The sequence below is a fragment of the Embleya australiensis genome (assembly GCF_051903075.1).
Taxonomy (GTDB): domain Bacteria; phylum Actinomycetota; class Actinomycetes; order Streptomycetales; family Streptomycetaceae; genus Embleya.
Window position 1 is genome coordinate 678,049 of sequence record NZ_CP182423.1, and the last position, 11,971, is coordinate 690,019.

General features: G+C 70.5%; 10 protein-coding genes. 4 read left to right on the plus strand and 6 right to left on the minus strand.

What is annotated here, in order from left to right; translation table 11 throughout:
- Positions 1 to 924: 924 nt before the first annotated feature.
- Positions 925 to 1,851, minus strand: coding sequence for an endonuclease/exonuclease/phosphatase family protein (locus ACMXN5_RS33210; protein WP_439678597.1), 927 nt, complete (start codon positions 1,849 to 1,851; stop codon positions 925 to 927).
- Positions 1,852 to 2,756: 905 nt separating this feature from the next.
- Here ACMXN5_RS33210 and ACMXN5_RS33215 point away from each other — a divergent pair.
- Complete coding sequence (locus tag ACMXN5_RS33215) at positions 2,757 to 3,554, plus strand: SIR2 family NAD-dependent protein deacylase (protein WP_439678598.1); 798 nt, start codon at positions 2,757 to 2,759, stop codon at positions 3,552 to 3,554.
- A gap of 1,017 nt (positions 3,555 to 4,571) precedes the next feature.
- Entirely contained in the window at positions 4,572 to 5,261 is a 690-nt protein-coding gene (locus ACMXN5_RS33220; RefSeq protein WP_439678599.1) for a hypothetical protein, read from the plus strand.
- A gap of 369 nt (positions 5,262 to 5,630) precedes the next feature.
- Here the strand turns inward: ACMXN5_RS33220 and ACMXN5_RS33225 are convergent, their stop codons facing one another.
- Entirely contained in the window at positions 5,631 to 6,236 is a 606-nt protein-coding gene (locus ACMXN5_RS33225; RefSeq protein WP_439678600.1) for a dihydrofolate reductase family protein, read from the minus strand.
- 479 nt (positions 6,237 to 6,715) lie between these two features.
- Positions 6,716 to 7,576, minus strand: a complete 861-nt coding sequence (locus ACMXN5_RS33230; protein WP_439678601.1) for an SDR family oxidoreductase — start codon at positions 7,574 to 7,576, stop codon at positions 6,716 to 6,718.
- Positions 7,577 to 7,647: 71 nt separating this feature from the next.
- On the opposite strand from ACMXN5_RS33230, the gene ACMXN5_RS33235 reads away from it, so the two are divergent.
- A complete protein-coding gene (locus tag ACMXN5_RS33235) occupies positions 7,648 to 8,433 on the plus strand; it encodes a TetR/AcrR family transcriptional regulator (RefSeq protein WP_439678602.1) in 786 nt (261 codons plus the stop codon).
- Positions 8,434 to 8,527: 94 nt separating this feature from the next.
- Here the strand turns inward: ACMXN5_RS33235 and ACMXN5_RS33240 are convergent, their stop codons facing one another.
- Both ACMXN5_RS33240 and ACMXN5_RS33245 read right to left on the minus strand, forming a co-directional pair.
- Positions 8,528 to 8,992, minus strand: coding sequence for a GNAT family N-acetyltransferase (locus tag ACMXN5_RS33240; protein ID WP_439678603.1), 465 nt, complete (start codon positions 8,990 to 8,992; stop codon positions 8,528 to 8,530).
- Between the two features lie 298 nt (positions 8,993 to 9,290).
- Positions 9,291 to 10,253: a LysR family transcriptional regulator gene (locus tag ACMXN5_RS33245; RefSeq protein ID WP_439678604.1), complete on the minus strand. Its 963-nt coding sequence runs from the start codon at positions 10,251 to 10,253 to the stop codon at positions 9,291 to 9,293.
- 346 nt (positions 10,254 to 10,599) lie between these two features.
- Between ACMXN5_RS33245 and ACMXN5_RS33250 the strand changes: the two genes are divergently transcribed.
- The gene (locus ACMXN5_RS33250) at positions 10,600 to 11,250 is read left to right on the plus strand and encodes an SDR family NAD(P)-dependent oxidoreductase (protein WP_439678605.1); all 651 of its coding nucleotides are present in this window, start codon (positions 10,600 to 10,602) and stop codon (positions 11,248 to 11,250) included.
- A 71-nt stretch (positions 11,251 to 11,321) separates the two neighbouring features.
- On the opposite strand, the gene ACMXN5_RS33255 is transcribed toward ACMXN5_RS33250, so the two are convergent.
- Positions 11,322 to 11,891, minus strand: a complete 570-nt coding sequence (locus tag ACMXN5_RS33255; RefSeq protein ID WP_439678606.1) for a GNAT family N-acetyltransferase — start codon at positions 11,889 to 11,891, stop codon at positions 11,322 to 11,324.
- Positions 11,892 to 11,971 lie beyond the last annotated feature (80 nt).

Sequence of the window (11,971 nt, forward strand, 5' to 3'; positions counted from 1 at the left end):
TCACGGTGGGGGGTCTCGCTTTCTCTCGGGTTGGACGAGGAGGGACGAGCGGGGCGGGCGTGGCTTCGGGATCGGCTGTGGTGGTGCGTGGAATTGCCCTCAGGCCCATGGGCGGCTCGCGGGTGCGGCTTCGGGGCGGATTCCCGTTGTTCGCCGTGTGGGAGGGGCCGGGGTGGCGGGACGGTCACGGTGGCGGGTCGATCATTTGGCTCGGGGCGAGGATATGGATGCGGTGGACCGGGCCGGGGGCTCGACGTTCGCGTCGACGACCGGCCGGGACGGGCCCATGAATGGATATTGCCCGTGGGTCGGCTCTCCCGTTCCGCGACGGTGTCTCCACGTTGTGCGCGAAGTCGACACATCCGTCCCGGCTCGGGTGCGGCGAGGGCGCGTGCGCGGTGGCGAGGACACCCTCGGCCGAGGGGTGAAGAAGGTCCAGTGAGAAGTCCATGCGCCATGCGAGGAGGCTATGAACGCCGTCCGGCAGTCGGCCAGGGGTACTCGTGCCATGTGACGCCGGCATCGTGCCACATCCGCTGATCAGCCGGGCGAGTATCGGCCCGTCGGCGGGCCCGGCGCCACCCCGTGTGCCGGCGGGCCTCGACGGCGTCCGGCGTGTGGTGGGGGCGCGGTTGGGGCGCGGTTCGATGAGTGTGACGGATACGGGCGTCGAGGAAGCACGCCCGTGGGCGACGCTGAAACGTCTCGCCTTCGCCGGTGGGTCCGTGTCGAAGGACCGGTCGAGGCACATGTGAGAGATCTCGGTCGGGGCCGCCATGATCCTGCCGTCGATCAAGGAGCAGGTTTGTGCCGAGGTTGGGTTGCAGTCCCAGAGCCGGACTTTGGGGAGGGTGTGTACGACGAGGGTGGTGCGGTTCGTCGGCATGTGTGTGGGCTCGGATTCCGGCGGTCGTCGACCATCGCTTACGTTGATGTCGGGGCCCACGCGGCCTGGCCGCGCAAGGCGTCGTGATCCGTGATTGTGGGGTCGTGGCCGGTGACGGTGCCGGCGCGGTCGACGAAGTGCGCGGCGCTGACGAATACGTAGTCGATTTTGACCGGTGTGGCCTTCGCGGTGGCGAACGTGGGCGCGCCGCTGCGGCATTGCGCGGCGGTGGGCGGGCAGTTCGGGGTGTAGTACGCCTTGTTGGTGTCGTCGACCTCGACGAATCGCCCGTGGCCTCCGGTGTGGGAGTACATGCCGTCCAGGCCCGGATGGTCGGGCGTGAGGTTGAGATCCCCGCCGACGATCACCGGCATGCCCGAGCGCACGACGTCGTCGACGATTGCGGCGAGCCTTCGGTTCTGTTCCACGCCGACGTCGTCGGGGCTGGGATGTCCGCTGCACACGTGGACGCGGCGATCTCGCAGCGCGGTGTCGGTGCACAGCAGGCCGAACTGTTCGCGTGTGGTGTTCGGGGTCGTCAGGTTGTGGAACGTACCCGGGCCGACCGGGCCTTTGACGAGAACCGCGATGCCTTCGGGGGATTCGCCTCGGCTGTCGGGCCGACAGCCGGAACCCTCGTCCAGTTGGCTATGGAAGACGCCGGTGTAGCCGCGTGGACCGAGGTCGGCCAGGAGGGTTTCGAACTGCACACCGCATACCTCGCTCAGGAACACCGCGTCGCTGTTCCAGGAGGTGATCTCTTGTTCGACCTTCGCGACTCGGCGGGTGACCTCTCCCCCTATCGAGGGATCCTCGGTACAACCGCTCCAGCCACCACAGATGTTGTATTGAAGAAAGTGCAGGGGAGGTCGGGTGTCTGTGGTGGGGCTCTGTGCGGCGGTTGCGGAGAATCCGGGCAGCAGGCAGAGCGCCAATACGGCGAGCACGAGCGGTCTGGCGCGCACGGATGTCCTTTCATGGCGCACTTCGCCGGCAACCGACATTGGGACACACGGAGTTCGCGACACGGTCGGTTGTCTCGACGTCGCCGGCGAGGACATCGACCCATCGACTTTCCCTTGATGATCACACGAGCATTTCCGGATTCCGTGCAGGCGCGACCGACAACCATGCGACGAACGATGACCGCCGGGGACATTGGTCGCCGAGCGCCACGCACCACGCACCACGCGCCACCTGCCGCGATCCTTACCGTCGGCGGTGGGGCCCGCCGGCGGATTGTTCGCGGCAGCCCGCGACGGGATGGGGTCGGCCACCGGGGCTGCGGTCCCCACACCGGCCCGCAGTCGACTCCGGCCGGCCAAGAAGCGATCGAAGGGCAGCGCTTTGCCGTGTCGGTTCGGCCGCCGGGAGGTCCGGGAGTCGGCGTAGCGAGCGCGGAGCGCGGTCGTTTTCGCCGACGATTGCGAGCAGGCAGGGCAGGGGTCCGACGAGGCGAACCAGGTGTCCGACGTGTAGGTGGCGGTCGGCGCCATGTAGGACCTGTTCGAGAGTGCCGTGCGGCCTGGGGGTCGCGCGCAGGTTTCGGGGCCAGTGGAGTTCGTCGCGGTAGGGCAGTCTTCGGCCACTCTCGTAGTTCCCTCGCCGGGCGGCGACTTCGCGGTGGAGGAACGCACACGACGTAGGGGTCTGCGCCGCCCGGCCGGAATTTCGGATGCGCCGGCGCCGCTCGATGAGCAGACTCGGGCGGGTACCGCGCCATCGGCCGTCCTGCGCGAATACATCGCCGCACCGCGACACGTGAGATGCCCACCGACGCCGTTCGTGCGCGGCGGGTCCGGCGAAATCCGGTTTTCACGCGTGGTCCCTGTCTCCTCGTCGACCGCCTCATCAGGGAGAGTTCGTAATCGTGAACACGATCGCAATCGAGTCCGACGGGGACGAACTCGGCGGCCGGATGGACGAGGTGGGGCGACGCGGGGTGCGCCGGCTCGCCGTGCTGACCGGGGCGGGCATCTCCACCGCCTCCGGTCTCCCCGACTTTCGTGGTCCGCACGGCGTGTGGACCCGTGATCCGGCGCGGGAACAGGACACCCACCGCAAGCGGTACGCCGCCGACCCGGGTGTGCGCGCACGTGTGTGGCGTGACCTGGCCGCGACCGGTGTGGCCCACGCCCGACCGGGCGCGGCGCACCGGGCGCTCGCCCGGCTTCGGGCGGTCGTCGCCACACAGAACGTCGACGGACTGCATCGGATGGCGGGCAGCCCCGTCGAGTGCGTGCTCGAACTGCACGGAAGCCTGGCTCGGGCCCGCTGCGTGCGATGCCGATGCCGGGTGCCGATGGCGGACGCGCTGCGCGCGGTCCGGGCCAAAGTGCACGAGCCTCCGTGCCCGGCGTGTGGGAAGGGGACCTTGCGGCCGGATGTGGTCCTGTTCGGCGAACACCCTGACCGCGACCTCCTCGGGCGTGCGGCGAACGCCGTGCGGGCGGCCGAGGTGTTGCTTGTGATCGGAACGTCGTTGCGGGTGCGGCCGGCCGCCGACCTGTGCGCCACCGCGATCGCGTGCGGTGTCGAGTTGATGATCGTCAATGCCGAACCCACACCGTACGACGACGCCGCAGGCACCGTGTTGCGGGGCGACGTCGAGGTGCTCGTGCCGCGACTGGTGACCGCGCTCGTGGCCGGCGGAGCGCCGACCCGGTGAGCCGGCCGCGTCCACCGGGCCCGGCCACGCCGTCGGCCGACGACGATCCGATCGGTGAACCGCGCTCGAAGCTCGGTGGGCAGCGGGCGGATTCGGGCGTGGGGATGCGCGCGAGGCACATGGTGATGTCGACCGGGACGGTGGAGGCGGTGTGTTGGTCGGCGTCGCCCGTGGAGGATGGCTGTGCAGATCGAGAACGCGGGTGGTGCCGATCGGCAACCGGGGCCGGCGGGCGCCGGGCCGTCATCGGTCCCGCCGTGGCGATGCACCGTCGAGCACCACTCCGGGGGTCGGGTCGGAGCCGGCCGCCGCCCGGTACCGGAGTGAACGCCGCACGTCCCGATCGACGCGGCGCTCCCGAGGGCCGGGGCATTTCGCGCACCGGCGCGAGGCGGCGAGTTCCGCGGACGTCCCCTTTCTCGACCGGGATGGACTCCTCCGCCCCGGCGCGGGCGTCGAGCCGGCGGAGACCGACCCGATCAGGAGCGAGCGAGCCACCCGCCGAGCTCACTCGTCCTGGTAGTACCCGTCGTAGCCGGCCGACAGCTCCTGCACCGAGAAACCCTCGAACGCGCCCTCCGATTCGAGCTCCCGCAGACGGCTCAGCACCACCGGTGCAGACGGCGACGGGTGGGCTGTGAGGTGGGCCTTCGTCCGCTCGAGCCCGTGGCCGAGAAGAAGCCTAGGGTGATGCCAAGGCCGAGATCGGGGTGTTCGTGGACCGGGCCCGACACTCCGGAGCCGGCCGTACGTGGTGCTCGCCGAGCCGTGGGGCGAGCAGCGGTGGAGTCTTGCGGATGCGCTCGAAAGGGCGAAGCGGGCCGCTATCGGAGGCGCTGCGGGGGGAACAGTCCCAGGGCTGGGTGGGGTTGGGTCGGTCGGTGTTGCGGCTGGGGGCTCCGACCGCGCGGGCGGCGCTGGGCGCCGTAGATTCACCCCGTGCCCACGACGCGGCCGCGGGCGGGACGGCTGGAGACAGGTGTGCGGGACGGTTTTTCCGACGGATTTTTTACCCGGGTGGCACACGAGACACATCCGGTGGACCTGATGTGTCTGTATCTGCTCCATGGCTCGATCGATCGTATCCCCGGTCTGTTGGTCGATCGTGAGACGCTGTCGTTCGAGCACCTGAGTCGGCGGGTCCGTGCGGTGAGCCGGTCCAGTCGTGACGACGCGGACATGTTCTCGCTCTGGGTCCGGAGGAAGGTGCAAGGGCGGCTGTACGGCTTGGAGTTCCGAGTTTATTTCAGCGCCGGTGAGCCCTGTGCCGACGCGGTGATTCCGTTCGGAGCACCTGTCGAGTTGTCCCGGTTCCTGCACCACCTTCGCGGCTGCTACGGCTCGGGGGCGGCTCCGGGCGACTGGGACTTCGAGGTGTACACCGACGTGCGTGATCTCCGGGAGAGCGTCGTGCTGTTCGGCAACCGGCGTGAGGTCTGGTTCCAGGTCAACCGCGGCCCGGTCGTGGCCGGCGGGTCCAGGTTGACCCCTTGGCACCGGGGTCGGTTGGTGACCGGCCGCCTGCACGGCAACCGGTTCGGGACGAATACCCAACTGCACGCGGGAAGCGTGATGTTCCCCGACCGCCTCGCCGCCGTCGTGGGCGAATCGGCCGAGGCACGGGCTTATCGGCGGTACGTGGCCAGGCTGCGCGATCCTCTGCCCTCGCGGCCGGGACGGCTGGTCCGGCCCTACCGGCCCGCCTAGGATCGGTCCGCGCCACCCCGGCCGCCGTCTGCCCGTTCGGCGTACGGATCCGGCCCCGGCCTCGTCACGGGCACCCGGGCTCGTGGACGTGGGCTGCGCGACGTCGGCGGATGCTTCCCCGAAAGCGCGAGCGTCCGGGCGACCGCTGCCCGCCGGGCGATGTGCCAAGTCGCGGGGAACGCTTGGAGAGCGCCACCCAGGCCGCACACCGTCGAGCGGGTCGTCGACGAAGTCGCCGGGGGCGCATTTGCCGCTCCCGCTGGGCGGGGCAGGTCGGCCGGTTTCCCGGCGCGTCCGCACCGGGCGACACGGTTTGCTTCGCGGGCGCCGGTGCCGGGCCGGTGGCGTCCGGACCGGGACGGCGTGAGGTCACGCGGGGGCGCCGAGTGGGGGGTGGTCGAGTACGCGGGGCTTGTACTCGACCAGTTGGATGCGGCCGTCGAAGGTGCGGTGATCGATCATCTCGAGGGCGACGTCCGGATAGCCGTCGTAGATGCGTTCTTCGCCCGTGGCCCCGGTGATCACCGGGAACATCACGACCCGGAAGCGGTCGACGAGTCCGGCTCGTAGCAGGGACCGGCACAGGCTGAGGCTGCCGATCGTGCTGAGGAGCCCCGAGCCGCTCGACTTCATGGCTCGGACCGCCTCGACGGCGTCGTCGCGGACGAGAGTGGAGTTGGCCCACGTCAGTGGGTTCTCGAGGGAGGAGGAGAACACCACCTTGGACGCTTGTGTGAGTTCGTCGACGGACGCCTCTTCCTCGGGCCTGAACTCGGCCTGGTCGTCGGGGACCTCGCCTGCGGCGAAGCCCGACATCAGGCGGTAGGTGTTCGCTCCCATCAGGTAGGTGGCCTTGGGCTGCTCGCTGAGCCACGCGAGGTAGTCCGGGCCTTCGAGGCCCCAGAATCCGGGCCATCCCTCCCCCGACGCGTAGCCGTCGAGGGAGGTGATGAAGTCGACGAGAAGCTCCGACATGGTGGTGTCCTTTCTCAGGGTGTCACGAGCTTGGACCGGCCGGGAGCCACAAACTCATCGGCCGCGCCGTGGGATATCGAGAAAATCCGTGACCCCGCTGCCGCTCGGGTTGGCGTATCGGCGCTGCTTCGAAGGGCCAGGAGCCCCACATGGGCACTCCCCGCGACGGGCGGCGTCACCCGACGGTCGCCTCGAACGAACCTAGGGGCGCCTGCGCGCACGTTCGTGAGTGTCGGTTTGTCTTCGATGCTTCTCGACTCCCGTTGACGGGCCGGGGATTCCAAGATCCTGGACGCCGCCGGTCGCATGGCGAGCCGATGGCCGGCCGTGACGATTCGGCGGATCGCCGCCGAGATCGGCTACAGCGATGGCGCGGGCCGGTCGCGGCCCGCGTGGGCAGCGCCGACGCACGGCGTCCGCCCTTCGGGCTCCTCGCCGCGTTCCCGCCGCGGAGCCCGAAGGGAGTTCGAAGACACGCGCTAGCGGAAGTCCTCCGCGCGGTCCCGTGCCCACTGCGCGAAGGTCCGTGCCGGCTTGCCCGTCACGGATTGCGCGGTGGGCAACGGCCCCAGCGTCGACGGATCGAAGTCCGCGTTGTCCGAGGGGTCCGCGGGGTTCCCGTCGTAGTCGGTGAAGCCCAGCAGGAAGTCTGCGGCTTCCGCGGCGAAGCCTCCCATCGCCCGATAGACCTCGCGGGCCTGCAGCGGGGTCAGTTCCTCGAAGCGCACCTCCTCGCCGAGCGCGTCGGCGATCGCCTGCACCTGGTCGCGCAGGCTGATCAGTTCGGGACCGTTGATGTCGTAGGCCTTCCCCGTGTGTCCGTCCTCCAGCAGCGCTTGGATCACCACGTCGGCGATGTCCTGCTCGTGTACCGGAAACCACCCGCTGTCCGGGTTCGTGTCCCGCACGACGCGTTCCGCGCGAATGGACGGGCCCCAGAGCGCAAGTTTGTTCGCCGCGAACTCGCCGGGCCGAACGTGCGTCCACTCCAGACCGGACCGTTCGACGGCCTGTTCCACGACCGGGTGGAACGTCGTGTCGAAGCCGCCGGTCACCGCGCCGGACGAGAGCACGACGATCCTTCGCACGCCTGCACGCCTGGCGGCCTCGACCACCTTTTCGGCCGTGGACGGTTCCGGGAAGAGGAACATCCTGTCCACCCCGGCCAATACCGGCCCGAGCTCCTCGGGCCGGGTGAGGTCGCCCTTCGCCACGTCCACTCCGGCGGGCGCCTTTCGGGGATCCCTCGTCATCACCCTGACCTGTACCCGGGCGTCTCGCAGTCCGGCCGTGACCAGCCGGCCCACCGTCCCCGTCGCACCCGTCACCAGTACTCGCATCTTCCACCTCTTTTTCCGTACGTCCTACGGATAAAGATTATCGTACACTCTACGGAAAATGAGGAGGCGCGATGGAACGCAGCGGCCAGGGCGATCCCCGCGAGACCCTGCGGCTGTTGTGGCACCAGGACGGGGCCAGGTCGGGCCGCGGCAGGCCACGCAAGGTCACCCTGCCCGCGATCGTGGCCACGGCGATCGCGGTGGCCGACGAGGACGGCATCGATGCCATGACCATGGACCGAGTCGCCGCCGCCCTGGGCGTCGGCACGATGACGCCGTACACGCACGTCCCCGGCAAGGCCGAACTGATCGACCTCATGGTCGACGCGGCCTGGCAGTCCCTGGACCTCCACGACTCGGGCTCGTGGCGTGCCCGGGTCACGCGCTACGCGCAACAAACCCTCGCGCTCTACGCCCGACACCCGTGGCTCCGCAGTGTGTCCACCGTCCGCCCACCCCTGGGCCCGGGCCTGTTCGCCCGGCAGAACCACCTGCTGGCCGCACTCTCCCGAACGGACCTGTCGCCACCCGAGGTATCGGCCGCGGTCGACGCGATCGTCACCTTCGTCGACGCCGCCGCGGCAGCCCGGGCCGAACACGCGCATGCCTCGGCCGTGAGCGGCGAGTCGGAGGACGACTGGTGGTCCGCCCGGCAGGTCTTCTGGGACGAGGTCTTCGACCCGACCCGCTACCCCGCCATCGCCCGGTCGTGGGCCGACGGCGGTTTCGACCGCGACGCCGCCCAGGCCAGGGCGAACGCCTTCGACCTCGGCCTGCGCGCCCTGCTCGACGGCATCACGGCCATCGCCTCCGACGACGAACACCGGCACGACGGTCGGCACGGAAGACGCGACTGACCCGACCGACGCGGTGAACTCACCCGCGAGACGAAACGATCGTGTACGTCCACATCCCGGCCGGCACGGTCATACCCACACGGGACGCGACGGTTCAGTGGGCCCCACGCTCATCGGAGAGGCGCAGGTCCAGGATCTCCTCGTCTCCGAAGACTTGGCCCGTGGGGACGAATCCGGCGGAGACGTACAGCGCCTTGGCCGCGACGTTGTCCGCACGGACACCGAGCCGGAGCAGGGGTGCCGAGAACATCTCCCCCACGTGCGCGACGACTTCCCGAAGCGCGGCACGTCCCAACCCCCGCGCCTGGTGGGCCTCGTCGATCATCAGGCGGTAGAGCCAGATCTCCCCGTCGTCGGGATCGGGTCCGTACATGGTGAAACCCACCGCACGCCCCTCGTGCAGCACCGCCCTGGTCACGAAGCCGGGGAGAAAACGACTCTCCGCGATCGAGTACACGTTCGGTGCGATGAAGTCGCGTTGTTCCCGGGAGACCGTCAGGTCGGCCACCTCCTCCCAGTTCGCGTGGTCCAGGTCGGCGAGCTGCACTCGAATCGACATGGGGTATTCATACAAGCCTCCGGGTGGATGGGCATCCCTATTTGGGCCGGTGACCAGTGCAAACGTCACCATCGGGACAGCCCCGGCGGTGAATGCCACCCGTACCGGGTTCACGCCCCTTCGGCCACGTGCGGGTCGCGCGGCGGACGCAGCCGGCGGGTGGGGCGGGAGGTCGGAGGGGTTACCGCCCGAATCGGCCGGGGGTCCGGCCCGCTCAGCGGCGAACTCCCCAATGCGGTGCGGGTCGACGCCCCGGGGCCGGGCGGGACTCCGCGGGCCTCCTGCTGGGCCGCATCGACTACGACGGGGATCCCGCGGGGCCCTCCGCTACCGCAGACTTCGATCCGTCGACGCCCGGCCGATTACCCCGGGTGGCGGCGGCACGAAGCGCCTCCAGCATCGCGGTCGAGGCGGGTTGGGCGGGGGCGCGGTCGCGCATCGCGGCGTACACGCCACGAACCGCCCCGGGGTCGCGCAGGTCGCGCACCGTCACCCCCGGGTACGGGCGGTCGCCCAGCCCCAGGCCGGGGATGAGGCTGACGCCCAGGCCCGCGGCGACGAATGCCTGTGCGGTGACGTAGTCCTCGCTCCGGACCGCGAACGCGGGACTGAAACCGGCCGCGGCGCAGACCGTGAGGACAGCGTCCAGACAGGGCCCCGGCGGGGCACTGCCGACCCAGGGGTGGGTGGCCAGGTCGGCGAGCTCGAGGTCGTCGCGGGCGGCCAGGGGGTGTGCGTCCGGCAGCACCACGCGGAAGTTGTCCGTGCACAGGTGAGTGAACCGTACGCCCTCGACCACCGGCGTCGGCCCGGCCCGGAGCACCAGGGCGAGATCGGCCCGCCCCTCCCGTACCTCGGGCAGCGGGTCGTCGGGATCGGTGAGCCGCAAGTCCACGTGGATCCCGGGGCGTTCCCGACGCAGCGCGGCCACGGCGGGGGCCACCAGCACGGCGCCGGCGCCGGCGAAGTAGCGCACCGCGACGCGCCCGGAACGCCCCGCCCGCAGGTCGGCCAGCACCGCCTCCGCCTCGTCGATCCGGACGCCGATGTCTGCCGCGTAGGCACTCAACGCCCGGCCGGCCTCGGTGGGTCGCACACCCCGCGGGGTGCGTTCGAGCAGGGGCAGCCCGGCCTCGCGCTCCAAGGCGGCGATCTGCTGGCTGACCGCGGAGGGCGTGTAGCCGAGACCGCGCGCCGCCGCGGTGATCGACTGCGCCGAAATCACCGCGAGCAGCACCCGCATCCGCCGTATATCGAGCATGCAGTCGAGCTTAACGTGGTGTGAAGATCTTGTCGCTTGCCTTAAGCATCGGGGTCGACGACCGTTGTCTCCGAGAGATGGCACACCCGCCGGGAATGCGCGAACTCCCCCGGACGCAAAGCCGTATGGCCCTGTGGCCGTGTGGCCGTGTGGCCGGAGGGTCGCGCTTCGCGTGGCCGCTTGGCCGCGAAGCCGGGGCGGTCGTCGGCCGAGAGGTCGCGACGTCGTTCGGCGCCGCGACATCCGTTCCGCACCCCACAGGGCTCGCGAAGCCGTCTCTCGCCATCGTCGGCGCGGGCCGTCTCGCCCGCCCGCGTCGCCCACCCCCGACACGGAGGCACGCCCCATGGCAGGACTGATCATCGTCGGCGCCGGACCACTCATCGGACGGTCGGTCGCACGTCGCTTCGCGCGCGAGGGCCTGCCCGTCGCCGTCGTCGCACGCGGGCAGGGCACGGTCGACGAAGTGGTGGCCGCCGTCGGGGACGACGGTGGTCGAGCCCTCGGGTTCACCGCCGACGCGGCCGACGAGGCGTCCCTGCACACCGCGCTCGACGCGGCGATCGCAGCACACGGCGTCCCCGACGCACTGGTCTACAACGCGGGCGTGATCCGCGCGGATCGCCTGGGCGAGTTGTCCTCCGCCGAACTCCTGGACACTTTCGCCATCAACGTGGTCGGTGCCCTCGCCACCGCCGCACACGTCGGTCCGGCGATGGCCGAGGCCGGACACGGGACGATCATCCTCACGGGCGGCATGCGCGAACCGGACGCGGCCCGGATCAGCCTGTCGCTCGGCAAATCCGGGGTTCGTACGGCCACCGAACTGATCGGCCGGGAGTTCGGCCCGGCTGGCGTCCACGTCACCACGGTCACCGTCTGCGACATGGTCGAACCCGGCACACCGTACGACCCGGATCTCATCGCCGACGCCTACTGGGAGTTGCACCTGCGCACGCCCGAACAGTGGGAACGCGTGGTCCTGTTCGCCCGCTGAGTCCGGACCGAGACCGGCCGAGACCGGACCGCCTTTCACCGACGGCGCGGTGCGGCACGGAGCGGGATCGGTCAGGTTCCCAGGATGTGGTCGGCCGGTACCTCGTGGATGATCCCGAGGCCGTCCTTCTCGTCGATGTCCTCGCCCGTCTCGACGAAGCCGAAGCCTCGGATGGTGGCGAGCGATGCGACGTTGTCGGGAGAGATGGTGACCCGGACGACGCGCACGCCGGGCTCCTCGGCCGCGCGGACCAGGAGTGAGCGCAGCATCGCCCTGGCGTAGCCTCGGCGGCGGGCCTCCGGTACCACCGTGTAGCCGATCTCGACCATGCCGTCCTTGTTCGGCGGGCCGTGGTAGCCGGCGTAGCCGACCACCGCACCGTCCGGTTCGGAGACCGCGGCCCGGGCCACCCACGGGGCGCTCGCCGGGTCGGCGGTCACCTGGTCGAAGCGCTCTCGCCACAGGCGGCGCGCTCGTTCGGACACGAAGAACTCGGGCAGGACCAGACCGGTTTGCGCGCGGGCCCCGACCAGATCGCCGGCCACCAGGCAGGTCAGCGGTCGGCCCGTCAACGAGACCCAGCGAATCTGCCGCTCGGGGGTGACGGACACGGGTCGGACGGCGTCATCGGGGTTGGTCACCCACGGATCATCGGCGACAACCGCCCGCCCGTCCACCGCATTTCGCCGCTTGCGACCGCGGCCGGCCACTCCGAGCCCGA

Bases quoted from the DNA above. Each gene is read 5' to 3' on its own strand.
- ACMXN5_RS33225 (WP_439678600.1), bottom strand. From the start codon at position 6,236: ATGTCGGAGCTTCTCGTCGACTTCATCACCTCCCTCGACGGCTACGCG.
- ACMXN5_RS33230 (WP_439678601.1), bottom strand. From the start codon at position 7,576: ATGCGAGTACTGGTGACGGGTGCGACGGGGACGGTGGGCCGGCTGGTC.
- ACMXN5_RS33235 (WP_439678602.1), top strand. From the start codon at position 7,648: ATGGAACGCAGCGGCCAGGGCGATCCCCGCGAGACCCTGCGGCTGTTG.
- ACMXN5_RS33240 (WP_439678603.1), bottom strand. From the start codon at position 8,992: ATGTCGATTCGAGTGCAGCTCGCCGACCTGGACCACGCGAACTGGGAG.
- ACMXN5_RS33245 (WP_439678604.1), bottom strand. From the start codon at position 10,253: ATGCTCGATATACGGCGGATGCGGGTGCTGCTCGCGGTGATTTCGGCG.
- ACMXN5_RS33250 (WP_439678605.1), top strand. From the start codon at position 10,600: ATGGCAGGACTGATCATCGTCGGCGCCGGACCACTCATCGGACGGTCG.